This window comes from Polaribacter sp. P097 (genome assembly GCF_036864555.1).
Taxonomy (GTDB): Bacteria; Bacteroidota; Bacteroidia; order Flavobacteriales; family Flavobacteriaceae; genus Polaribacter.
Map to the genome: position 1 here is coordinate 163,501 of NZ_JAZETJ010000003.1, position 25,939 is coordinate 189,439.

The 25,939-nt window shown below is 30.3% G+C and carries 20 protein-coding genes; 12 read left to right on the forward strand and 8 right to left on the reverse strand.

The window, feature by feature from the left end; genetic code table 11:
- Window positions 1–35: 35 nt before the first annotated feature.
- From V7R38_RS12425 to V7R38_RS12450, 6 genes are read left to right on the forward strand one after another with little or no spacing between them, the layout of a single operon-like run.
- Window positions 36–1,370, forward strand: coding sequence for an MFS transporter (locus V7R38_RS12425; RefSeq protein WP_334058901.1), 1,335 nt, complete (start codon window positions 36–38; stop codon window positions 1,368–1,370).
- 15 nt (window positions 1,371–1,385) lie between these two features.
- Window positions 1,386–2,612: an MFS transporter gene (locus tag V7R38_RS12430; RefSeq protein ID WP_334058903.1), complete on the forward strand. Its 1,227-nt coding sequence runs from the start codon at window positions 1,386–1,388 to the stop codon at window positions 2,610–2,612.
- Complete coding sequence (locus V7R38_RS12435; protein ID WP_334058905.1) at window positions 2,612–4,462, forward strand: trehalase family glycosidase; 1,851 nt, start codon at window positions 2,612–2,614, stop codon at window positions 4,460–4,462. Before V7R38_RS12430 ends, V7R38_RS12435 begins: the two co-directional genes overlap by 1 nt.
- Before the next feature lie 22 nt (window positions 4,463–4,484).
- Window positions 4,485–5,522: a cellulase family glycosylhydrolase gene (locus V7R38_RS12440; RefSeq protein WP_334058907.1), complete on the forward strand. Its 1,038-nt coding sequence runs from the start codon at window positions 4,485–4,487 to the stop codon at window positions 5,520–5,522.
- Window positions 5,523–5,534: 12 nt separating this feature from the next.
- Window positions 5,535–7,568, forward strand: coding sequence for a glycoside hydrolase family 65 protein (locus V7R38_RS12445; protein ID WP_334058909.1), 2,034 nt, complete (start codon window positions 5,535–5,537; stop codon window positions 7,566–7,568).
- Window positions 7,569–7,572: 4 nt separating this feature from the next.
- Complete coding sequence (locus V7R38_RS12450) at window positions 7,573–8,739, forward strand: MFS transporter (RefSeq protein WP_334058910.1); 1,167 nt, start codon at window positions 7,573–7,575, stop codon at window positions 8,737–8,739.
- 7 nt (window positions 8,740–8,746) lie between these two features.
- Here the strand turns inward: V7R38_RS12450 and V7R38_RS12455 are convergent, their stop codons facing one another.
- Both V7R38_RS12455 and V7R38_RS12460 read right to left on the reverse strand, forming a co-directional pair.
- A complete protein-coding gene (locus V7R38_RS12455; RefSeq protein WP_334058911.1) occupies window positions 8,747–10,408 on the reverse strand; it encodes a glycoside hydrolase family 13 protein in 1,662 nt (553 codons plus the stop codon).
- Between the two features lie 10 nt (window positions 10,409–10,418).
- Complete coding sequence (locus tag V7R38_RS12460; RefSeq protein WP_334058913.1) at window positions 10,419–12,068, reverse strand: solute:sodium symporter family transporter; 1,650 nt, start codon at window positions 12,066–12,068, stop codon at window positions 10,419–10,421.
- A gap of 188 nt (window positions 12,069–12,256) precedes the next feature.
- On the opposite strand from V7R38_RS12460, the gene V7R38_RS12465 reads away from it, so the two are divergent.
- Together V7R38_RS12465 and V7R38_RS12470 are read left to right on the forward strand one after the other, a co-directional pair.
- On the forward strand, window positions 12,257–13,177 hold the full coding sequence (locus V7R38_RS12465; RefSeq protein ID WP_334058914.1) for a carbohydrate kinase family protein: 921 nt from the start codon (window positions 12,257–12,259) through the stop codon (window positions 13,175–13,177).
- A 7-nt stretch (window positions 13,178–13,184) separates the two neighbouring features.
- Window positions 13,185–14,915: a glycosidase gene (locus V7R38_RS12470; protein ID WP_334058915.1), complete on the forward strand. Its 1,731-nt coding sequence runs from the start codon at window positions 13,185–13,187 to the stop codon at window positions 14,913–14,915.
- On the opposite strand, the gene V7R38_RS12475 is transcribed toward V7R38_RS12470, so the two are convergent.
- A complete protein-coding gene (locus tag V7R38_RS12475) occupies window positions 14,912–15,865 on the reverse strand; it encodes a hypothetical protein (protein ID WP_334058917.1) in 954 nt (317 codons plus the stop codon). The genes V7R38_RS12470 and V7R38_RS12475 overlap by 4 nt on opposite strands.
- A 161-nt stretch (window positions 15,866–16,026) precedes the next feature.
- On the opposite strand from V7R38_RS12475, the gene V7R38_RS12480 reads away from it, so the two are divergent.
- From V7R38_RS12480 to V7R38_RS12495, 4 genes are read left to right on the forward strand one after another with little or no spacing between them, the layout of a single operon-like run.
- Entirely contained in the window at window positions 16,027–16,881 is an 855-nt protein-coding gene (locus tag V7R38_RS12480) for a PPK2 family polyphosphate kinase (protein ID WP_334058919.1), read from the forward strand.
- 55 nt (window positions 16,882–16,936) lie between these two features.
- A complete protein-coding gene (locus V7R38_RS12485) occupies window positions 16,937–17,764 on the forward strand; it encodes an exonuclease domain-containing protein (protein WP_334058921.1) in 828 nt (275 codons plus the stop codon).
- A gap of 26 nt (window positions 17,765–17,790) precedes the next feature.
- A complete protein-coding gene (locus tag V7R38_RS12490) occupies window positions 17,791–18,276 on the forward strand; it encodes an ABC transporter ATPase (RefSeq protein WP_334058923.1) in 486 nt (161 codons plus the stop codon).
- A gap of 21 nt (window positions 18,277–18,297) precedes the next feature.
- The gene (locus tag V7R38_RS12495) at window positions 18,298–21,216 is read left to right on the forward strand and encodes a glycoside hydrolase family 3 N-terminal domain-containing protein (protein ID WP_334058925.1); all 2,919 of its coding nucleotides are present in this window, start codon (window positions 18,298–18,300) and stop codon (window positions 21,214–21,216) included.
- A gap of 71 nt (window positions 21,217–21,287) precedes the next feature.
- Here the strand turns inward: V7R38_RS12495 and V7R38_RS12500 are convergent, their stop codons facing one another.
- The 5 genes from V7R38_RS12500 to V7R38_RS12520 all read right to left on the reverse strand — a co-directional run bounded on the left by V7R38_RS12500 (window position 21,288) and on the right by V7R38_RS12520 (window position 25,928).
- Window positions 21,288–22,340 (reverse strand): lysophospholipid acyltransferase family protein, encoded by a 1,053-nt coding sequence (locus V7R38_RS12500; protein ID WP_334058927.1) that lies wholly within the window; start codon window positions 22,338–22,340, stop codon window positions 21,288–21,290.
- A 124-nt stretch (window positions 22,341–22,464) separates the two neighbouring features.
- Entirely contained in the window at window positions 22,465–23,400 is a 936-nt protein-coding gene (locus V7R38_RS12505) for a bile acid:sodium symporter family protein (protein WP_334058929.1), read from the reverse strand.
- Window positions 23,384–24,025, reverse strand: a complete 642-nt coding sequence (locus tag V7R38_RS12510; protein WP_334058931.1) for a DUF4159 domain-containing protein — start codon at window positions 24,023–24,025, stop codon at window positions 23,384–23,386. Before V7R38_RS12510 ends, V7R38_RS12505 begins: the two co-directional genes overlap by 17 nt.
- Window positions 24,026–24,064: 39 nt before the next feature.
- On the reverse strand, window positions 24,065–24,772 hold the full coding sequence (locus tag V7R38_RS12515) for a 16S rRNA (uracil(1498)-N(3))-methyltransferase (RefSeq protein WP_334058932.1): 708 nt from the start codon (window positions 24,770–24,772) through the stop codon (window positions 24,065–24,067).
- A gap of 34 nt (window positions 24,773–24,806) precedes the next feature.
- Entirely contained in the window at window positions 24,807–25,928 is a 1,122-nt protein-coding gene (locus tag V7R38_RS12520) for a GTP cyclohydrolase (RefSeq protein WP_334058933.1), read from the reverse strand.
- Window positions 25,929–25,939: the final 11 nt, after the last annotated feature.

The window sequence follows — 25,939 nt, forward strand, 5'->3', positions numbered from 1 at the left end:
ATAGGGTTTTTATTTTAAAGATTAAAATACAAAATATGAAACTAGCTAAACCAAAATTATCTTTCTGGCAGATTTTTAATATGAATGTCGGATTTTTAGGAATTCAATATAGTTTTGGATTGCAGCAAACAGCAATAAATCCTATTTTCTTATACCTTGGAGCTCCAGAAGATATGCTTCCAATTTTAAATATTGCAGGTCCAGTAACAGGTTTAATTGTACAACCAATTATTGGAGCTATGTCAGACAAAACTTGGTCTAAAAGATGGGGAAGAAGAAAACCTTACTTTTTAATAGGCGCCTTATTAGGTAGTATCTGTTTGTTTGCATTTCCTCATAGTCCTGTACTTTGGTTTGCAGTTGGTTTACTCTGGATTTTAGACGTGGGTAACAATATGGCTATGGAGCCTTACAGGGCTTTTGTGGGCGATAAATTGCCAGAGAAACAACTAAGTTTGGGTTATCAAATGCAAAGTTTATTTGTAGGAGCAGGAATTTTATTGGCCAATGGCTCTATAGTTCTGTTTCAATATTGGTTTGGAGGAGAATCTGTAGAAGAAGCAGGTACAATTCCTCAGTGGTTGTATTATTCCTTCTTTATAGGGGCGTTTTTATCACTTACAACTATATTATACTCTGTGTTTAAAACACCAGAAATTCCACCAGCAGAAGAAGAATTAGAAGAAATTAATAAGATTAAAGGTTTGCCCTTTACTCAAAGAATTACACAGCCATTTACAGAGATTATAGATGCAGTAAAAGAAATGCCAAAGTTTATGTGGAAAATTGGAGGGGTTTATCTTTTTCAATGGTATGCATTATTTATTTACTGGCAATTTACAACACCACTTTTTAAAAAGACCTTAGGCTATACAACATCAGAAGCCGCTTCTCAAGCAGCAAAAATGAGTTTAACTTACAATACAGTAACAATGTTAGTTGCTTTAGCATTAGTGCCATTAACTCTTAGATTTGGTGGTAAAAAAATATATGCTTTAAGTTTGTTAGGTACAGCAATAGCCTTGTTTGCCATTCCATATATTTCAGATCCAAATCTAGTTTTAGTGCCTATGGTTTTATTTGGTATTGGCTGGGCTGCAATGATGGGAATTCCATATACTATGGTTTCTAAAATTGTTCCTCAAGATCGAAGAGGAGTTTATATGGGGATTTTAAATATGATGATTGTAATTCCGATGTTTATTCAAACATTAAGCTTTGGACCAATCTATAAATATATCTTAGGTGATAATGCCGTTAACGCAATGTTATTTGCAGGTGTGTTCTTTGTGATATCTGCTTTTTTAGCAAGTCGTTTAAATGTTCCAAAAACTTCAATTGATAATGATGTAGAAGTAGTTAAGGAATAATTAAAGCTGAAATTTATGAAAAACCTAGGAATCAAAATTTCAATTTATTTAAATTACTTTGTATTTGCTATTCTTTTAAATAGTGTTGGTATTGTTATCGCAAAATCTATAAATGTTTATGGCGTCTCTGAATCGCAAGCTTCGGTTTTAGAAGCATTTAAAGATTTGCCAATTGCAATTGTATCCTTTTTTATAGCCTCTTTTTTACCAAGGTTTGGTTACAAAAAAGCAATGTTAACAGCTTTAGCCATTGTTTTCTTTGGTTGCTTAGTAATGATTTTTGGCAACTCATTTGTGTATACTAAAGTGCTGTTTTTATCAATTGGTGTTAGTTTTGCACTAATCAAATTATCTGTGTATTCCTTAATTGGGTTGGTTACAGAAACAAAAGAAGAACATTCATCATTAATGAGTTCTATAGAAGGCTTTTTCATGGTTGGTATTGCATTAGCCTATATTTTATTTCCATTCTTTTATTCAGATGATCCTAATAGCTGGTTAAATGTTTATTACGTTTTATGTTTTTTAATTCTAATTTCTTTTTTATTTCTGTTTTTTTCAAAGGTGGAATATCAAGTTGAAAAGTCAGGAAATAGTTTACAAGAGGATATAAAAGCATCTGCTAAATTAATTATAGTGCCTTTAGTTTTAGTCTTTATCATTTCTGCCTTTCTTTTTGTGATGATAGAGCAGGGAATTATGACATGGCTTCCACGTTTTAATGAAAAGATTTTCTTTTTCTCAGAAAAATTAAGTGTACAAATGGCTATAATTTTTGCACTCTCTTTGGCTCTTGGTCGATTTGTAGCAGGTTATTTAACCAAACGAATTTCTTGGGTAATATTGGTAGTAATCTGCATTGTAATTTCTGGGGCAATTTTACTTTTTGTACTACCTCAATTAAAAGAAAGTACAGATCTTGTAGAAATTACAGCTATTGGTGATGTTCCAATTTTAGGTTTTATTTTACCGCTAATAGGCTTGTTTATAGCTCCAATTTATCCACTATTAAACTCTACAGTATTAAGTTCTTTACCCAAAAGATTACATTCTGCAATGTCTGGATTAATCATCATTTTTTCTGCTTTAGGAGGTACAATTGGCTCAAGAGTAGTTGGTGAATTATTTGAAACTGTGGGTGGAGCAAATGCCTTTTACTTTTTATTAATTCCAATGATTTTGCTAATTATTTTTGTTTTATTGATAGATAGAATGTCTAAGAAAAAAACGGTGGTTGCCTAATGACTTTTAAAGTTCATATACAAAATAATATTAATAATTTGTTGAATCAGGAAGATACAGATGGTGATAAAAAAATTACCATTGAAGATCAAGGTCCAAAAGCGTTTAACTTAATTTCAGAAGATGGCCAATCAATGCTTATTGAAGGTACTTATCATTTATCAAACTTATTACAAGAATTAGTAATTCAGAAGCAATTAGGTAAAACCTTTGCTGATATCAAACTTAAAAATATTATTGAATTACCTGCCAATAGAATTTCTAGAATGATAAAAGATTTCTATTGGAAAGGCCTAACAAGAAGTATGGATGAATTAGGTATTGAAGCCCTGATTTCTGATACTAAAAATGATGAACTTACAGCAAGTGTTTTACCAGTTTACGTGCCTTTTTCAGATGAGTTGGCTTACACATACTACACAAGTTTAGAAAATAAATTACCTATTAAAACAACCAAGTTACCTGTTGATATTACTCCAGATTTTGTAAAATCAATTAATAATAAACCTGGTATATTAAGCTTGAAATTAGAGGAAAATCAAAACGAAATTAAAGCAGTGCCATTCGTAGTTCCTGGAGGTAGATTTAATGAAATGTATGGTTGGGACAGTTATTTTGAGGCTATTGGTTTACTTTGTGATGGTAAAGTTGAATTAGCTCAAGCTATGGCAGATAATTTTCAATATCAGATTGAGAATTATGGTAAAATTTTAAATGCAAATAGAAGTTATTATTTAACTAGAACTCAACCTCCATTTTACACAAGTTTAGTTTTAGATGTGTTTGAGGTTACACAAAATACCAATTGGTTAGAGAGTCATCTTACAACTGCAATTAAAGAATACGAAACTGTTTGGATGGTTAAAGGTAAACGATTAACAAATAATGGTTTAAATAGATATTTTGCAGAAGGTTTAGGCATTCCTCCAGAAACTGAAAAAGGCCATTTTGATGATGTTTTAGCTGTATATGCTGAAAAATATAAATTGAATATTGAAGAATTTATAGAGCAATATCAATTAGGTAAAATAAAAGAATCAGAATTAGATAGCTATTTTACACATGATAGAAGTTTACGTGAATCTGGTCATGATACATCATGGAGATTAGATAATGTTTGTGCAGATTTAAATACGGTAACACTAAATAGTTTACTGTATAAATACGAATCTGATTTTGCACATATTATTGCTACTTATTTTAATGATAAATTCGATAAATACACTTCTACTGAATGGAAAAATAAGGCTGAGAAAAGGCTAGAAACAATGTATGCTTTGATGTGGAATCAAGAAAAAGGTCAGTTTTTTGATTATAACTTTAAAACTAAACAACAAACTCATTTTGTAAGTGCTTCTAATTTTGTTCCTCTATGGACAGGTATTCACAAAAACGATGCTCCAAAAATGGTTCATTCTCTAATGAATCAACTAAAAGAATCAGGTGGTATTGCAGGTACTTCAAGAGCCATGAATGCTAACTTACCCAATAATGCAATTCAACGTCAATGGGATTATCCTAATGGTTGGGCTCCTCATCAAATGATGATTTGGAAAGGCCTAAAAGCCCGTGATTTTCAAGAGGAATTACAAGAATTAGTGTACAGATGGTTGTATATGATAACCATCAATGCCGTAAATTATAATGGTACAATACCTGAAAAATACGATGTTGTAGCTGCAACTCACAAAGTGTTTGCAGAATATGGAAATGTAGGCACCGATTTTGAGTACATTACCCAAGAAGGTTTTGGTTGGATGAACGCTTCTTTTCAATTTGGGTTATCACTACTTTCAGAAGCTAATATTTCATCTTTAAATAAATTAGTAAAACCAGATAAACTATTTTAAAAAGCTTAGTTAATTGTGTAAAATGAATTTTTCTAAACTACATAGCATTACAAAATATATCATTCTGATAAGTTTGATTGTATTTGCCATTTTTGCATGTAGTAAAGATGAACCAACTGATAATGGTATATCTGAGGGTTATAATATCTCTGATGATAAAATCATGCTAAATGGAAAGAACTTGCAATTAATAGGGGCAAACACTTTGCAAAGTTTTGGTGTGGGTAGCAAAGATTTACAAACTTGGAATTTAGACATTACAAGAGAATTTATAGGTAATGTTAAAGAGAATCCTATTAATGGTGCACCAATTCTAGATGCAAACAATCAATGGCTACATTCTTTAGAAGCTATTGTTGCAGAAAATAGAGCAAATAATTTAATTACTATTTTATGCCCTTTTGGTTGGGATGGTACACCTGATCATTTATTCACAGGCAAAAGGCCTACTGAAACTTTTTTTTATAACGATTTTAAAGCAAAATTAGAATTATGGGCTGCTACTTTTCAGAATGACGATGATGTTTGGATTGAAGTTTGGAATGAACCCTATCGTTTTGACAGAGCAGATGGTTATACAGATGAAATTTGGATGAACGACATGACTGAGTTGTATAATCTTGTTCGTAATAAATCTTCGAATATTGTATTAATTCCATGTGCAGAGCAAGGTCAAGATGAAAGCGTTTTACTCAATGTTGGTAATTCATTTTTAAGTGGTAAAACAAATGTTTTGTTTGATATTCATGCCTATGAAAAATGGTTGTTAGAATCTGAAGACGATATTTCTCAACGACTTTTGGCTCTAGAAAATAATCAGTTACCCATATTTTTTGGTGAAATAGCTCCTGTAAATTCAGGTGTGCTTATGAATCCAAGTATCATGTTAAAACTTTTAAGTGAGTCTGGAATTTCTTTAACGGCTTGGTTATGGAAGTACGATGAAGATGATCAAGATGCATTATTAACCAAAGATGGTAATCCAAATAACGTAAATAACAATAATTGGGGAAGTACTTATAGAACGCTCGCTTTAAAAGAGCGAAATCCTAAGAATTAAAACTAAATAATCATGAAAATAAAATTTTACATTTTAAGTATTTTATGCTGTTCTTTTTTACAAGCTCAAGATTTAGAGCAATCTCCTTGGCATATTGTAGGTAAAAATATTGATGCCAATAATTACTATGGAATAACAGTTGCAAATGGAATGGTAGGTATGGTTTCATCTCCAGAACCTTTGAAAGTGAATGAAGTTATTCTTAATGGCGTTTACGATTATTATCAAAGAGGTAGAGTAAGTAATATTTTAAAAACCTTTAGTCATATGAATATGCATTTAGAGGTAGATGGAAACCGTATTTCTAAAAATACAATATCAGATTACAGGCAAACTTTAAATATGCAAACAGCTAAATTAATTACCACTTTTAATGTAGGTGATAAAATTAGTGTAAAGCAAGAAATGATGTCACTAAGAAATTTACCATTCAATTCAATGGGTATTGTAGAGATTACTGCAAAAAAAGATGTAGAAATTGTGCCTATTAACTTTATTTCTGCTCCAGATCATTTACAAGATGTTCGTAATTTATATGCAGAAATAGATAGACCTCATGTTTTAATTCCATTAATGTCTTCTGTAGCTTTTAGTCCTGGAAGAAAAAAAGTAGCCACATCAACTTCTTTCATTTTTCCTGAGGATCATGGAAATGAACCAAAAATTATTCACGAAGATTGGGATTACAACATGCACTTAATGAAGTTTAAGAAAAAATTAAAGGCAGGTGAAACCTATAGATTTGCCTTAGTAGGTAGCAGTATGTCTTCTGTACACAATAACGATCCTCATAATGAAGTAGAGAGGTTAACTATTTTTGCAAGATTAGAAGGTATAGATCGTCTTGAAAAAGCACATGAAAATGCATGGAAAAACTTATGGAAAAGTGATATTGAAATTGATGGCGATTTAAGATCACAAAAAGCAGTTAGGTCTGCACTATATCATTTGTATAGCTTTGCTAGAAAAGGTACAGCTTATTCATTATCGCCTATGGGATTATCTGGTTTAGGTTATAATGGTCATGTTTTTTGGGATACAGAATTATGGATGTATCCACCATTATTGGTGTTACAACCAGAAATTGCAAAATCACTTTTGGAATACAGGTTTGAAAGACTACAAGCAGCAAAAGATAATGCATTTGCACATGGTTATGATGGGGCAATGTTTCCTTGGGAATCTGCAGAAGATGGCTCAGAAGATACTCCTGTTTGGGCATTAACTGGCCCATTTCAGCAGCATATTACAGCTACAGTAGGTTGGGCTTTCTATAAATACTATCAAGTTACAAAAGACAAAGAATGGTTGGCTTCAAGAGGGTATCCTGTTTTAAAAGAAGTTGCCGATTTTTGGTCAAGCAGAGTAGAAAGAAATGGCGAAAACAATTACGAAATTAAAAATGTAATTGGCGCTAATGAATGGGAAGAAAATATAGACAACAATGCCTTTACAAATGGTATGGTAAAAACGGTTTTAGAATATGCCTCCAAAGCTTCTGAAGCCTTAGGCAAAACTCCAAATCCTGATTGGAGACATGTAGCTAAAAATATTCCAATTTTAAAATTTCCTGATGGCACAACAAAAGAAAACGCAACCTATGATGGAGTAATTATTAAGCAGGCAGATGTTAATTTATTGGCATATCCTTTAAAAGTAGTAACAGATAAAGAAAATATTTTAAAAGACTTAGAATATTACGAACCTAAATTGTCTAAAACAGGACCAGCAATGGGTAATGCAATTTTGTCTGTATTGTATGCTAGGTTAGGTGATGTAAAAAAATCATATAATTTATTTGAGAAAAGTTATCAGCCAAATGAGTTGGCCCCTTTTGGAGTCTTAGCTGAAACTGCTGGTGGTACAAATCCCTATTTTGCTACAGGAGCAGGTGGTATGTTACAATCTGTTTTATTTGGTTTAGGAGGTTTAGACATTACAGAAAAAGGTGTTGAAGAGTTAAAAGTAAAATTGCCAAAAGAATGGAACTCTTTAATTTTAAAAGGAGTTGGGGTAGATGAAAAAACAATTTCTATAAATAAATAATTAGATGAATTCTTTAAAACTCATTCTTACGAACAAAAGATATTTCTCAGTAGTTTGGGTTTTTTGTTCTTTAAATATAATGATTGGTACTTGGGTGCTTTACATACCCAATGTAAAAGCAAATCTAAACTTAAATGATGCTCAAATTGGTTTTGCATTATTTTGTGTTGCTCTTGGTATCATATCCTTTTTACCTTTAGTACCCCTATTAATAAAGAAAATAGGTTTAGGTATACTAACTTTTTTAGGGATTGTCATTTTTGCTTTAGCTTTTACTTTACCTGTTTTTGTAACGAGTTATGTTGCGCTTTGTATTTCACTTTTTATTGTGGGTATATTTTCTGGAATAACAGATATAGCAATGAATGCCTTAGTATCTGAAATTGAAAAAAGAGACGATATAAACATTATGTCTTCAGCACATGGTTTTTTTAGTTTAGGTGGCGTAATTGGGGCATCAATTGGTAGTATTTTAATTGGTGTAATTAATGTGCCTTTTTATCATATGATATTAATTGCAGCAGCAATTATTCTCGTGAACCTATTTCTGTTTAGAAATTATGTATTTATCAATGAAGCAGATCAAACTAAAGAAAGTAATAGCTTCTCTTTTAAAGTATTAAAACCAGTAATACCTATTGCTATTATTGCTTTGGTTATTATGAGTAGTGAAGGTGCAATTGAACATTGGAGCAGTATTTACCTATTAGAAATTGTAAATATTCAAAATACGAGTTTATCAGGAATTGGCTTTTTGCTATTTTCTATTATGATGACTATTGGTCGTTTTTTTGGTGACGGAATAAGTGCAAAAATAGGATCTGTAAAAATTATATTCTTAGGAAGTCTTTTGGCAATTGCAGGTTATAGCTGTGTATTAACAACCAACTTTATCATAACTGCAATTGGTTTTGGTGTAATTGGGTTAGGATTATCTGTAATTATTCCTGAAGTATTCAGAGTTGCTGGTAAAATTGATGGTGTAAAGGCATCTGTAGGTATTTCTATGGTTTCAGGAATTGGTTTTGGTGGTTTTCTTTTAGGGCCAGTAATTTTAGGATATATTTCTAATACCTTTAATTTAAAAATAAGTTTTCTAACCCTTTTAGTTCTTACAATTGTAGTTGCTCTAATTACAGTAAAGCTGATGATGAGTTCAAAAAAAGATTAAATACCTTCTAAGATTTATATTTTCTAATTTGAGCCTCCCAAGGTTGTAGAAAGGCATCAAAATTTTCTGAATAATTAGATAAAGCAAGATCAGTATTCGTTAAATCATATTTTGCGAAATCTAAAGTTTGTTTTTTATTACTAAAATTTAATAGTATAATATAAGTTTCTGCATCATTATATCTATTGTAAAAATAGAGGTTGGTATCATCCTCATTCAAACACTCATAATCCCCATAAACCATTACTTTGTTTGTTTTACGAAATCTGCTCATTTTTCTATAAAAATGTAAAATAGAATCTTTGTCTTTCTCTTGATTTTCTACATTGATTTGTGTGTAATTAGAATTGACTTCTAACCAAGGTACAGCATCAGAAAACCCTGAGTTTTTAGAGGAATTCCATTGCATAGGAGTTCTTGCATTATCTCTACTTTGCCTATGCACTAATTTAAGAAAAGCATCCATGTCTCTACCTTTAGCCAATGCCTCTTTGTAGCTATTTAAGGTTTCTACATCATTATAATAACTAATATCAGGATAAGCTACGTTTGTCATGCCAATTTCATCACCTTGATAAACATATACTGTTCCTCTCATGGTAAATAATAATAGCGCCAATAATTTAGCTGATTTATTATGATATTCTTCTGTATTACCAAAACGTGAAACCATTCTAGAAAAATCATGATTGCCTAAAAATATACTTCCCCAACCTTTAGGATAAATTTTAGCATCCCAATCATTAAATACTTTTTTAAATGTTGGTAATGAAACCTCAATAGGATCGTATTTGCCACCAACACCATTGTCTATAAACATATGACCAAAGTGAAAAATCATGTTCAGTTCATTTCTATCTTCATGAACATAATCTAGTCCTGTTTCTAAATCAATTCCTGGGCCTTCACCAACAGTCATAATATCATATTTAGACAAAACTTTTTGGTTTAATTCATTTAAATATTGATGAATTTTTGGTCCATTTGCATAATAAGTTTTAATTGTTTCTCCATAATTATCTGGAACATGACTATCAGGAAAATCAGTCTGTTTAGAAATTAAAGAAATTACATCCATTCTAAAACCATCAACTCCTTTTTTACACCAAAATTCAACAATATTGTGAATTTCTTCTCTAACTTTTGGATTTTCCCAATTTAAATCGGGTTGTTTTTTTGTGAATAGATGAAGAAAATATTCATCTGTAATATCATCCTTTTGCCAAACAGAGCCACTGAAAAAAGATTTCCAATTATTTGGTTCCTTGCCGTTTTTAGCCTCTTGCCAAAAATAATAATCACGATAAGGATTGTCTTTAGATTTTCTAGATTCTTTAAACCATTTATGTTCATCAGAACTATGGTTTAAAACTAGATCCATTACTAGTTTTAAATCTCTTTTATGCATTTCTTCTAGCAAGCTATCAAAGGCGTCATTACCTCCAAACTCATCAGAAATATTTCTATAATCAGAAATGTCATAACCATTATCATCGTTAGGAGATTCATAGACAGGGCATAGCCATATAATATCTACACCAAGAGATTTTATGTAGTCTAACTTTTCTATTATTCCTAGAATATCTCCAACACCATTACCTGTATTGTCTTTATAAGATCTAGGATAAATTTGATAAACAATACCCTCTTTCCACCAAGTTTTTTTCATGACTTTTAGTTTAGAAAATAATGTAAGTTCCTAAAACAAGAATTGCAATTATAACTCCAAAAATAATGGTATATCTCCAAGGAGTTACGTCTAAAGAATCTGTGACTTTAGGTATATAAGCGTCTTTTTTAGGTTTAATTTTGCTAGATATAAACATTACCAATACATTAAAAACAAATAAAATACCCATTACATGCAAGTAATGAGGGTAAGCCTCTGCTTTAATAATGCTTAGTTGTGCAGCATCTGTAATATTTTGAGCCATAGCTTCTTCTACAGCAGCATTTCTATATAATGGTTCTAAGATTAAAAGGCTTACTAAATACAAACCAACACCAATAGTTAAAACAATTTTAGCTCCAATAGCAGGTACTTTCTTGGAAAAAACACCAACCACTACAACAGCTAGAATTGGCACACTTAAACTACCTAAAGATTGTTGTATGTAACTAAATAAACCATCTGGAGCATGTACTATAAAGGGTGCAATTGTCATAGAAATTACTGCAACTAAAAGTCCAAATCGTTTACCCGCTTTTACAGTTTCTTGCTCTGTTGCATCTTTTTTAAAGTACATTTTATACAAGTCAAAACCAAATAAAGTTGCACTACTATTTAATAAACTATTAAAAGAACTTAATACTGCACCAAATAAAACTGCTGCAAAAAAGCCAACAAAAGCAGTGGGTAATACCTTTTTAACTAATGCAGGATAAGCCTGATCTGGATTACCCAACTCATTTCCAAAAATATGGAAAGCAATAATACCTGGAACTACTACTATAATCGGAATTACAAATTTTATTAGGGCAGCTAGCATCATTCCTTTTTGACCTTCTTTTAAACTTTTAGCAGCAAAAACACGCTGTAAAATAGATTGGTTTGTTCCCCAATAATAAATCTGAGCCAACATCATACCTGTAAAAAGCGTACCAAAAGGTATAGAAGAATCTACAGCACCTTCCATATTAAATTTCTCTGGATTGCTGTTCCATAACGTTTCTAAGCCATCAGCAATACTTCCATCACCTACCAGTAATAATCCAAAAACGGGTATTAATATTCCACCAACTAATAGTCCTATTGCATTTATTAAATCTGAAACAGCAACAGCTTTCAAACCTCCATAAATGGCATAAAAAATTCCGATTATTCCTATACTCCATACACAAACCCAAATTACACTCCACTCAGAAATACCAAAAACTGCAGGTAAATCAAACATAGTACTAAAAGCAATAGACCCTGAATATAAAATAGTAGGTAACAATACTATAGCATAGGCAATTAAAAATAAAAGAGATAAAAGGCCCTTAGTTTGCTTGTCAAATCTTGTTTCAATAAACTCTGGAATAGTAGTAATACCAGACTTCATGTATTTTGGTAGTAGAAAAATGGCTGCAAATATTATTGCAATAGCTGCCAAAGTTTCCCAAGCCATAACCATTAATCCTTCTTTAAAAGCAGCACCATTTAAACCAACTATTTGTTCTGCTGATAAATTGGTTAGTAATAATGAGCCTGCTATTGTAATTGCACCTAGACTTCTGCCTGCTAAATAGTAGCCATCTGCAGTGGTTTCATCTGTTTTTCTAGTAGCATACCAGGCTATAAAAGCAACCAGGGCTGTAAAGCCAATAAAAGTAATTATTGATAACATTCAATATAATTTAGTTGATTAGAATTACAAGATAGAAAAAAATACCATTTAATATTTTATTTCAAAAAATACTTGATTTTTACATTTACGAAAACCATTTCGTAAGCTTAAACGATAATTATTTTTAGAACACTATCTCTTAAATAATAATGTATTGTAGTTTTAGACGAAACTAAATACGTATTATTTTGTCTAAGCCTATTGATATTTTATGTGTAGGAGAGGTGCTAATCGATTTTATTGGGCATCAATCTGAAAAGAAGATTAACGAAACCAAAGATTACCATAGGTATCTTGGAGGTTCACCCACAAACGTTGCTATGAACACTGCTAGGTTAGGTTTAAATACCTACCTCATTTCTACAGTTGGTAAAGATGGTTTTGGAGATTACGTTTTAGATAAATTAAATACGGCTAATGTTAAAACAGATTATGTTCAAGTTATAAAAGATAAGCCTACGTCTGTCATTTTTGTGTCTAGAACTTCTGGAACTCCAGATTTTATACCATTTAGAGAAGCAGATTGTGTTATAACAGAATCACAAATTAGTACAGAGGCATTAAAATCGGCTAAAGTTTTTCACACAACCTGTTTTGCATTAAGTAAAAAACCAGCACAAACTACAATCATTACTAAAGCAGAAGAAGCTTATAAATTAGGATGTAAATTAAGTATCGATTTAAACTTTGCCAATAAATTATGGGATAATAAAGAGGAAGCTGTAAAAATAATACAAGCTTATTGTAAGTATAATCCCTTATTAAAAATTAGTGAAGATGATATGCGCAGATTCTTTGGAGAAATACTGCCACATGATGAAATTTTCACCTATTTTCATAATGCAGGTGTAGATTTAATTTGTTTAACATTAGGTAGTGAAGGTGTAAAGCTTTCTCAAAAAGACAAGGAAATTATAGAAATGCCAGCTGTAAAGATTGATAAAGTATTAGATGCAACAGGTGCAGGAGATGCTTTCTGGTCTGGATTTTTGTATGCATATATACAAAAAATGGATATTGAAAAATGCCTGAAAATTGCGTTAAATTTGGCAGCTTTAAAACTTCAAAATGTTGGCAGATTGCCAGAAGAAATTAATTTGAAAGAATAATTATTGTATGAAAGATCAAGCAATTTCTAATGGAGTAATGTTTAATGCATATCCAGATAGTATAGGTACTAAACTTAGTGATACAGTAAAACTTTTTCAAAGACCAGAGTTTAAAGATGTTTTTTCTTTATTCTATGTGCTGCCTACTTTTTTTAATAGCGATTTAGATAGAGGGTTCTCTATCATCGATTATAATTTAAATGATGAATTGGTTTCTAAAGAAGATTTAGTTGACTTAAAGCAATTAAATATCGAATTAAAATTCGACATAGTTCTAAATCATTTATCAGTTGCATCACCTCAATTTAAAGATTTAATAGAAAAAGGTGAAGCCTCTAAATACAAAGATTTTTTTATCAATTGGAATACCTTTTGGGAAGGAAAAGGGTCTTTAGATGAAAATGGAATCATGATTCCAGAAAAGGAATATTTAGACAAACTTTTTATGCGAAAATCTGGCTTGCCAGTTTTGCAAGTTCCATTTCCTGATGGATCTCTAAAACCTTATTGGAATACCTTTTATCAAAAAGTTACTCCAAACCCTATCAAACTAAAAGATCTTGAAAATATAGTTCAAGAAAGTAATGTTGACGTAAATCAATTGTTGAATGAAATTAATCAAGCAATTGAGGATGAGGAGAATCTAGAGAACATAAACTTTGGTTCTTTCGATAACTTTAAACAAGAAGTTTTGCATCATGTTTATATGAATTCGACTTTTTTAGGTCAGATGGATGTAAACGCAAAATCTGATTTAATTTGGGAGTTTTATCAAGAAACTCTGAAAAAGGTAAGCAACTTTGGAGGAAAAATTTTAAGATTAGATGCTTTCGCGTATTTACACAAACAAGTAGGTGAAACTAACTTTTTTAATAAGCCAGGAACTTGGGATTATTTAAGTAAAATTAAAACAATTGCAGATGATTATAACTTAATGTTATTGCCAGAAATTCATGCAGAATATGGTGTAAAGTTACATGAAGAAGTTGCAAAAGAAGGTTACTTTATCTACGATTTTTTCTTGCCAGGTTTAACCATTCATACCATAGAATCTAAGAATAATACAGCCTTATTTAAATGGATTCATGAAATTATCGACAAAAACTATAAAACTGTGAATATGTTAGGTTGTCATGATGGAATTCCAGTTTTAGACTTAAAAGGTAAAGAGGTTGAAGGTGAGTATAACCAAGGACTTTTGAAAGATGAGGAAATTGAGAATATAATGACAACTATATTAAATAGAGGAGGTAGGGTTAAAAATTTATATGATGCAGAAGGCAATAAAATATCTTATTACCAAGTAAATGCTACTTATTTTAGTGCTTTAAATGAAGATGAAACTAAGCTTTTAATTGCAAGAGCAATTCAAATGTTTATGCCTGGAATTCCTCAAATTTGGTATTTAGATTTATTTGCAGGTAAAAATGATTATGAAGCTGCAGACAAAGCAGGAAGTGGAGGTCATAAAGAAATTAATAGAACTAACTTATCATTAGATCAAATCAACATAGGTTTGCAAAAAGAGGTCGTTTTAAAACAACTAAACCTAATTCGATTTAGAAATACATCTAACGTATTTTCAGGAACAATAAATATAAATTCTAATAGTGATGATGTAATAGATATCACTTGGTCTTTAGCAAACGAAAAAGCCTCTCTATATGTAAATCTAAATACTTTAGAGTTAAGGGTAAATCATAAAGATAAAGAAGGGCTTACAACATCTATTATTTAGTTGTAAGTGTAAACAGTTTCAGCAATGGTTCTATTGTTTGATGTTACTTCAACAGTTAAAGGATATTCTTCTAAACTAAAGGTATACTTGTACTGCTTATCAAAAGACGAAGCATCTTTGGCCAATTCAGCATGAACAAAATGAGTATTGTTGGCGGCCACAATTTGGCTAAAATCACTCATTAAAATATGATGAGGAAAAGCATCTAAAAAAGGTAGATTTATATTTTTTAAAAAATCAGGAATTTCATTATTTCTGTATGCAAAATCACTGTATATTTCACTATTAATAGAGAGGCTTTCTAGGTTATTAGAAGTATCAAAAGTTGCTTTTTGAACAACTTCAGAAAGTGCGTCTATATTAGTGGTTGTTAATATTGGCCCTTTAGAAGATTGTTTGTAAATTTTACCAGTATTATCTTTTAACAATTCTATTTCATTGTAATATACCAAACCAAAACTGTCATAATATTCAACTCGTTTGTTAATAGCATCATTTACATAATTAAATACGTATTTGGTTAGCACATCTCCAAAACTATTTCTATAATTTATTTCAATAACTTCATTATTAGCATTGTAAATAAAATCATAAGTGTTTACAATTTTTACGTTTGCATTTAAATCAGAAAAACTTTCTGTTTGTACTTCAGCTACTAGGTTAAAAGAATTGTAAACGTAATTTAAATTAGTGGTGTATATGTAGTTTTTTGTAGGATCATCATTAAAATAATGGAACACAGTATTGTTTATAGCAACAATTCCATCATCACTAATGGTTAAATTAGAAGTGTATGTTCTTGTGGCTGGTTCATTATCGTACAAATAATTATAGTAAGTATGGTTTATGGCCCTTAAATTTTTACCTGCAACACTAATTACCTCTTTTTCTCTAATTTCACTTTCACATGAAAAAAACATTAAAACAATAAAAATAGAAAGGTATCTCATTAGAAAAACTGTTTAATCATTTTGTTATCAAGGTTGTAAAGTTAGTTATTTTTAGAGATAATTTATTAAGAAAAAATTAAGACTTTTTCCTAAAAACCATCTGCTAAAAACGAGGTTAGAAGTACTAATTTATTTATATTTAAAGAATAATTTATTTACGAATGCAACTAGAAAAATATAAAGTAAAAAATACTGTTAAGCTAAATCAGTTTGAAACGAAAGAAGTAATAACTGATGCTAAAAAAAGTTTAAAAAAGCTTCGTAAAAAAATATCAGAATTGCAAGATACCATGTATGCAGAAGGCAAATTTGGCTTTCTAATTTGTATACAGGGCATGGATACTTCTGGTAAAGACAGTCTAATAAGAGAAGTATTTAAAGATGTTAATGCAAGAGGTGTAGAAGTGCATAGTTTTAAAGTTCCTACAGAACAAGAGCTAAAGCACGATTTTTTGTGGAGACATTACATAGCGCTACCAGAAAAAGGTAAAATTGGTGTTTTTAATAGAACACACTATGAAAATGTTTTGGTAACTAGAGTACATCCAGAATATATTTTTTCAGAAAACATTCCATCTGTAAGCAGTATTGATGATTTAGATGATAATTTCTATTTAGATAGAATGCACAGAATAAATCAATTTGAAAAGCATTTGGTAAAAAACGGAACAAAAGTTTTAAAGTTTTTCTTAAATGTTTCTAAAGATGAACAAAAAAACCGACTATTGAGAAGGCTAAATTTACCAGAGAAAAACTGGAAATTTTCTCCTAGTGATTTAAAAGAACGCAAATTGTGGGATGAATATCAAACTTGCTACGAAGCTGTTTTAAACAACACTTCTAAAGAAGAGGCACCTTGGTTTGTAATTCCTGCAGATGATAAACCAACAGCTCGTTTAATTTTTGCAGAAATTTTACTAAAAGAAATGGAGAAATGTAATTTTAAAGCGCCTAAATTATCTAGTAAGTTAGTAGAAAAGTTAGATAGTTTTAAAGCGGAATTAAATAAAGAATAAGAACATTAAAACGATAATTTTTAAATAAATATTTAAGAATTAACCAAACCTACATATGAATTTAAACTTAACCAAACCTATTGTATTTTTCGATTTAGAAACAACAGGCGTAAATATTGCCACAGATAGAATTGTAGAAATTTCAATTCTAAAAGTGTTTCCAAATGGAAATAAAGAAAGTAAAACATGGCTTGTAAATCCAGAGATAGAAATACCTCAAGGCGCAACAGATGTTCATGGTATTACGAACGAAAAAGTAGTTACAGAACCAACATTTAAAGAGTTAGCTGGTAAGGTTAGTGAAATGATTGCTGGTTGTGATTTGGCTGGTTTTAATTCAAACAGATTCGACATTCCTTTGCTAGCAGAGGAATTAATGCGTGCAGGAATCGATTTTGATATGCAAAACAGAAAAGCCATAGATGTTCAAGTAATTTTTCATAAAAAAGAACAAAGAACTTTAGGTGCTGGTTATCAGTTTTATTGTGGTAAAGAATTAGAAGGTGCTCATGGTGCAGAAGCAGATACCAATGCTACCTACGAAATTCTGTTGGCGCAAGTGAAAAAATACGATGATATAGGCAATTCTGTAGATGCTTTAAGTGAGTTTTCAACACATGGAAAAAGAGCCGATTTTGCAGGTTTTATTCTGTTTAATGATGAGAATCAAGAGATTTTTTCTTTCGGAAAATATAAAGGAAGAACAGTAGAAGAGGTGTTGACAGAAAATCCTGGGTATAATAATTGGATTCAAAATGCAGATTTTCCTCTATATACCAAAAAGGTATTAAAACAAATAAAAGCAAGAATGTCTGCACCAAAAGACACTATGTCTGATGAAGACAAGTTAAAAGCTTTACAGCAGAAGTTTAATTTAAGATAATAGCTAAATTCTAATAAGCAAAAAATATGTTTACAGAATATAAAAATTTACCGAAAAATGCTCGAGTTTGGATTTATCAAGCAAACAGAGAATTTACAAATAAAGAAGTTGATTTTTTATCGACCAAAACACAGCAGTTCATTAATTCTTGGACAAGGCATGGAGATAATTTAAAAGGATCATTTACCATAAAATACAATCAATTTTTAGTATTGGCTGTAGATGAAAGTATTAACAATGTTTCTGGTTGTTCTATAGACAGTTCTGTGCATTTTGTACAGCAGTTGCAAAACGATTTAAATATTGATTTAATGGATAAAATGAATGTAACATTCAAAGATAATGACACCATTAATTTAGTGAAGCTATCTGATTTTCAGAAGTATGCTAAAGAAAATAAAATAACAAAAGACACTATTGTATTTAATAACATGGTAAATACAAAAGAAGATTTTGAACAAAATTGGGAGGTTCCTGCAAAAGATAGCTGGCATAACCGTTTTTTGGTATAAATATTGAAGTTGAAAAAGAATATGAGAAAAAGAATAGCGCTATTATTTTTGCTTGTTTTTGCTTATCAAGCACAATCGCAAAGAGTAGATCCTTTACTAACTAATGATTATGAAGCCCAAGAAATTTGGGTTGATAGTATCATGAATTCCATGACCATTGATGAAAAAATTGGTCAGCTATTTATGGTGCAAGCCTATTCTAATTTAGATCAAAAACACGAAGATTTTATTACAAATATGATTACTAAATATCATGTTGGTAATTTAATTTTTATGCAAGGAACACCACAGAAACAAGCTGAATTAAACAACAAATATCAAGCAGTTTCTAAGTTGCCATTGATGATTGGTTTTGATGGTGAGTGGGGTTTAGATATGCGTTTAGATGATACTTACAGGTTTCCTTGGAACATGACTTTAGGTGCTATTAGAAATGATTCATTAGTAAAAGAATTTGGCGAACATTTAGGGCAACATTGCCAAAGGTTAGGTATCCATATTAATTTTGCACCAGTTTTAGATGTTAATGTAAATCCAGAAAACCCCATAATTGGTAATCGTTCTTTTGGTGAGAGTAAAGAAAATGTAACTCAAAAAGCAATTGCTTTTACACAAGGAATACAAAAGTATAAAGTTATGGCTAATGGAAAACATTTTCCAGGTCATGGAGATACAGCAGCAGATTCACATCACACATTACCTTTGTTAGATTTTGATAAAGCAAGATTAGATTCAATAGAACTATATCCCTATAAGAAAATTTTTGATGCAGGAATAGGTAGTGTAATGACAGCGCATTTAAATATTCCTAGTTTAGAATCTAATGCAAATTTACCAACTTCACTTTCTAAAAATGTGGTTACAAATTTGTTGCAGCAAGAATTAGGTTTTAATGGATTAATTATTACTGATGGTTTAAATATGAAAGGCGCTAGTGATTATGCAACTTCTGCAGAAATAGATTTAGCAGCCATTCAAGCTGGTAATGATATGTTGTTAATTCCACAAGATGTGCCAGCAACTGTAAATATTATAAAGCAAGCGCTATTATTAAATACGCTTACAGAAGAGCGCTTAAATTTTTCTGTTCGTAAAATTTTAAAGGCTAAATATTGGATGGGCTTAAACAATTATCAGCCAATAGTTTTAGAAAATTTACGCAATGATTTAAATAGAGTAGAAGATGAATTATTACATAGAGAATTAGTAAAAAAATCAATTACACTTATAAAAAACGAAAATCAAAGTATTCCTTTCTCAAATTTAGAAAAACAAAAAATAGCTTATGTTAAATTGGGTGATGCCAATGGTGGTGATTTTCTAAAAATGCTTAAAAACTATACAAAAATAGATGTTATTTCTGCCACAAACTTAAGCGATTTAAAAAAGAGATTAGACCCTTACAATAAGGTTATTATTGGGTTTCATAAGTCAAACAATCATCCATGGAAAAGTTACAAGTTTAAAAGCAAAGAATTGGTTTGGTTGCAAGAAATTGCGAGAGAAAAAGAAGTGATTTTAGACGTATTTGCAAGTCCTTATAGTTTACTGCAAATTAAAAGTTTTACCAATATTGAGGCAATTGTAGTATCGTATCAAAATAGTAAACTAGCTCAAGAGCTTTCTGCACAAATGTTTTTTGGCGCTTTTCCTGCGAATGGAAAATTACCAGTTTCAATTAAAGACGATTTTAAAGAGGGCTTTGGTTTGCAAACGTACAGTTTAAGCAGAATGGAATATACAATTCCAGAAGCTGTAAATATGTCTTCTGTAAAATTGAAAGAAATAGACAGTTTAGCAAATGTTATTTTAGAAAAAAAAATGGCGCCTGGTTTTCAAATATTAGCAGCGAGAAATGGTAAGGTTTTTCTGCAAAAAAGCTATGGCTATCACACAGAAAAACAAGAAAGAAAAGTACAGAATTCAGATGTATATGATTTAGCTTCTTTAACTAAAATTTTGGCCTCATTACCATTAATTATGAAAGCTGAAGAAGAAGAGAAAATTCCGCTTTCTGCAAGTTTACAAGAAATTTTGCCAAGCTTTAAAAATACAAATAAAGCAGATGTTTCTGTTAAAGAGATTTTATCTCACATTGCAAGATTAAAAGCTTGGATTCCCTTTTATAAAGCAACTCAAGATAGCACAACAGGTTTAAATTCTGAAGAATTTTACAGCAGAAGGAAAACTAAAAATTACGATGTTAAAGTAGCCGAAAATTTATACTTAAAGCATTCTTATAAAGACAGTATTTATAAATTTATAAAAGAGGTAGAGCAGAGAGATAGAGAAGGTTACAAGTATAGTGATTTAGGCTATTATTTGTTTAAAGAAGCTTTAGAAGACAAATATGATAAGCCTTTAAATAAGTTAGTAGATGAGGAGTTTTACGCTTCCTTGGGTGCAGATAGAATGACATACTTGCCTTTGAAAAAGTTTTACAAATCTGAAATTATACCTACAGAAAAAGACGATTATTACAGAAACCAAGTCATTCATGGAAATGTACATGATATGGGAGCTGCAATGTTGGGAGGTGTAGCAGGTCATGCTGGTTTGTTTTCTAATGCAAATGATGTTGCTAAGGTTATGCAAATGTATCTTCAAAAAGGATTTTATGGGGGTAGAAGATATTTAAAGTCAGAAACTATAGACAAGTTTAATACACGTTATTATGAAGATAAAAAAGTAAGAAGAGGTCTAGGTTTTGATAAGCCACAATTGAATCCGAAAGTAGAAGCAACTTGTGGTTGTGTTTCAGACGAAAGTTTTGGTCATTCTGGTTTTACAGGAACTTATACTTGGGCAGATCCACAAAGTGGAATTGTATATGTATTTTTATCTAACAGAACTTATCCTAATATGAGTAACAGAGGTTTAATTAAGTCGAATATGAGAACTGTTATTCAGCAAGTTATTCAAGATGCTATTATAGATTAGGACCTACTGATTTTTATAACCTCAATCTAATAAGATGTATTCTTTTAAGGTAATTCTTAATCTTCAGAATTCTATTTTTCTGCATTCGCAGGCGCTAATTTCGTATAGCCATAAACTATTAGAACTGATATAAATAAATAAATTACAGCATATTTTGATGGTGTAAAGTAAGATATAACAAATGCTTGAAGGATATAGAATAATGGAATAGTAATCACATTTATACCATATTTTAGAGTGTCTACAAATTCAATTTCGCCAATATTTTTTGAGAATTTTTTCCAAATAAAATAAGGGATGATACTATTTGCAAGAATTAAATAAAATAATGGTTTTAGATAGTTTTGTTTTTTGTTGATAGGCTTAGGAAAAACTTGTTTTTGAATCATTTTATTAACGCTTTCAACATCTGTAAAATCTACATTAGCCGCATTTAATTTTTGCAACGTTTCTTTATATTTTTCATCATCAGGTATATGAACCGTCAATTTTTTCAATTGATGACTCACTTGTTCTTTTAAAATATTTATAGCTTTCGCTTTTTCATTGTTATCATAAATATTTCTAGAATTAATTGGTTCACCAAATTGAACACAAACCTTACTTGGATAAGTAGATGAATTTTGATAGGTAATTCCTGTTGGGATAACACTAACATCGAGATTTTTATTTTGTTCTAAGGCACCAAATACAATTCTGGTAAAACCTTTACTTAATGGTTTTATATTTCTATCTCTTGAATGACCTCCTTGTGGAAAAATTATTAGGGTTTGTTCTTTGGCTAGAATATTAAAGCATTTATTGAATATTTCTTCGTTATTAGAAAGTTGTTTTCTACCATCTCTAATTCTATAAATTGGCATAAGATTTAAAGAAGCCAATGCTTTTTTTATTAATGGTTTTTTAAAGACATCTGCTCTTACTAGAAAATGATTTTCTCTTGGATTAAATGTAGTAACAAACAAAGGGTCCATCAATGCATTAGGATGGTTTATTGCGAATAAAATGGCTCCTTTTTTAGGAATGTTTTTCCTGCCAATAATTTTAATTTCTTTAGCATAGAAGTTCAAACTTATTCTTAAGAATAGTTTTACTGAATTATACCATATTTTTTTTAAAATCATAAGTACTTTTTAAATCATGATAAAAGTCATAATTAGTTTTTGGCTTTAGTTGTAAATTTAAATAATAAGAGTTGATGCCCCCAATTCATTTTTTCTTAAGTGAGGAGCATTCCCTAATTCTCACTTAAGATTTTTTTAGAGATGCTTTTTTATCTCTACCCCAATAGGTAGCTAGAATCATTCCTGAGAAAACATCCCAAATACCCCAAAAAGCAGCTAGTAAAGCCATACCTCCTAAACCATCAAAAAAGCCAAAGATTAATAACAAGCCAAGACCTCCATTTTGAATTCCTGTTTCCATTGAAATTGTTTTACAATCTTGTTTGTTTAATCCAAAAGCTTTGGCTGTAATATAACCCAAAATAAAGGCAAAAATATTATGCAATACCACCAATAATAAAACATGATGAATGTGATTTACAAAGACATCTAAATTTTGTGAAAAAGCAATAAAAATTAAAGCGATAAACACTAGCATAGATAATGGTTTTAAAACTTTCTCTATTTTACCTGCCATTTCAGAATGGTAATGTTTTATGAGCATTCCACACAGCAAGGGAATTCCTAAAATCAATGAGACTAATTTCAATAAATCAACCCAATTTAATTCTACCGTTTTTAATATTTCATTGGTTGGTTCATACAAACTACCCCAAAATTGTAAATTAAAGGGTGTCATAAAAATGCAAATTAAAGTTGCAAATGCTGTTAAACTAACAGAAAGCGCTGCATTTCCTTTCGCCATTTTGCTAAAAAAGTTAGATACATTTCCTCCTGGGCAAGCTGCAATCATCATCATTCCTAATGCAAAACTAGGATGAGGCTTTATTAATAAAATACCTAGAAAAGTAAACAGAGGTAAGAGTATGAATTGAGATAAGACTCCAACAAAAACTATTTTTGGATTTTTTAGTAATCTCTTAAAATCATCTACAGTAATTGCTAGTGCAACACCAAACATTATAATGGCAATAGCAATATTTAAAACCCATAATCCACTAGAATCGAAGTTAATTTTAATATCATCAATATTAATATTAGTACTAGTTTGTAAAAGCATATTCTATAATGTTAGATCCCATTTTTAAAGCTTTTTCTCTTACTTTTTTAGGATTATTATGAATTATTTCATCTTCCCAACCATCACTTAAATCGGTTTCATAATCATAAAAAACGATAAGCCTACCTTCGTAAAACAGGCCAAAACCCTGTGCAGATTTTTTATCATGTTCATGAATTTTTGGAATCCCGTTTGGAAATTTAAAGGTCTGATTATAAATAGGATGATTGCTTGGAATTTCTTTAAATTCTAAAGACGGAAATACCTTTTTCAATTCTCTTCTAATAAATTTATCTAAACCATAATTGTCTGAAATATGTAAAAAGCCTCCAGAAATTAGGTAGTTTCTAAGGTTAGAAGTTTCTTCATCTGAAAAATATACATTTCCATGTCCTGTTAGAAACAGAATAGGAAAATTGTAAATATCATTGCTGTTAACAGCCACTGTTTGTGGATTCTTAGAAATGTTAGTTTTTATATTTTGGTTGGTAAAAGCTACTAAATTGGGTATAGCTGTTGGATTAGCATACCAATCTCCACCACCATTATATTTTAAAATAGCAACATCTTGAGCGTAAATGCTAAATGTTAAGATGGTTGCAAGTAAAAATAAGTGTTGCTTCATATTTAAATTAAATAGAAAAGCAAGATAGCAAAAATGATTTTACTCTTGGACTAAAGAAATTGTATTTACAGCGACTAATGCAGCAGTTTCTGTTCTTAATCTGCTTTCACCTAAAGAAATTGGTGTAAAGTTCGCATTTAATGCTTTTTTAATTTCGTCGACAGAGAAGTCACCTTCAGGGCCAATAAGTATGGTAATTTTATCGGTATTTTTTGCAACTAATTTTAAAGCGTTTTTTTCTTGATCTTCACAATGCGCTATGCATTTTAAGCCTGGTATGTCTTGTTGAATAAATTCATTGAACTTTATAGCTTTGTTTAACTTGGGAAGTGTAAATTTTAGTGACTGTTTCATGGCAGATTGAATAATCTTTTCAAACCGTTCTAATTTTACAACTCGTCTTTCTGAATTACTACAAATAATTGGTGTAATTTCATCTATACCTATTTCTGTAGCTTTTTCTAAAAACCATTCAGTTCTATCATTGTTTTTAGTAGGTGCAATTGCAATGTGCAAATAGTAAGGCCAAGGTTTTAATTTTTTGGTTGCAGACTTAATTTGTACAATACATTTTTTATCACTTGCAATCGTAATTTCTGCATCAAATAGATAACCCCTACCATTGGTTATTTTTAAGATGTCGCCCTCTTTTTTTCTAAGCACTTTTACAATATGCCTACTTTCTATTTTATCAAAAATAATTTGAGTAGTTTCTTTGGTAAGTTCAGCATTGTAAAATAGTTGCATAATATTTTAATTGTAGGCAGTTAATCTTCTAAAATTAAACGATATTTTTTCTGTAAGTTCTTCTGCGCTTGTGAGTGATGGGGTTAAAGTTTTCCCATATTTTTTTGATGGCTTCATTATCTTCTAACTCAGGTGTTCTAATACAATTAACAATACCTTTTTCTTTAAAAGTTGTAGCATATTGATCAAAAATTACAGCAGTTACTCCTTTATTTTGATAGTCTGGATGTACACCTATTAAATAAAAAGTAACGTCTTTAGAATGCTTTCTTGCATTTAGTAATCGTAAAAAACCGAATGGAAAAAGTTTTCCGTTCATTTTTTGCAAGGCTTCAGAAAAAGAAGGCATTACAATAGCAAAAGCAATTAGTTTCTCATTTTTATCAACCACAAACTTTATATATTCAGGATTTATAAATGAGATGTATTTCTTTTTAAAATAAGCTATTTGAGCATCAGAAATGGGTACAAAAGTAGATAGCTTAGAATAGGTTGCGTCAAAAACTTCGAACATTTCATCAACATAAGGTAAAATATCTTTGGTTTTTGTAAAATCTAAAGCTTTTAGCTTAAATCTTCTTTGTATAATGTTACTAATGCGTTTGTAGTAAGTACCATCTACATTTTCAAATTTGAACTTATTTTCTAAGTATTCTTTTTCTTTTACAAAACCTAATTGTTCTAAATGTAATTTATAATAGGGGTGATTGTACCAAGTAATCATAGTGCCAATATGATTAAAGCCATCAATTAAAACCCCTGTTTTATCTAAATTATTAAAACCTACAGGACCTTCTATATAATCTAAATTATTTTGCTTCCCTATTTCGTTTACTTTCTCTAAAAGTATTTTTGTTACTTCAATGTCATCTATAACATCAAACCAACCAAAACGCATTTTTTTTATTTGTTGTTTATTAACTTCATACCAATTGATGATAGCAATTACTCTACCAACAATTTTATTGTTTTTATAGGCTAGAAAAAAGCGAGCATCTGCATTTTTAAAAACAGGATTTTTATTAACATCAAAATTGGCAATTTCATCTTTTATTATTGGTGGTACCCAATAATCATTATCCTTATAAATAGAAAAAGGAAATAAAACAAATTGTTTCATTTCACTTTTTGTGGTCACTTCTTTTATGCTAATCATTTAATGATGCT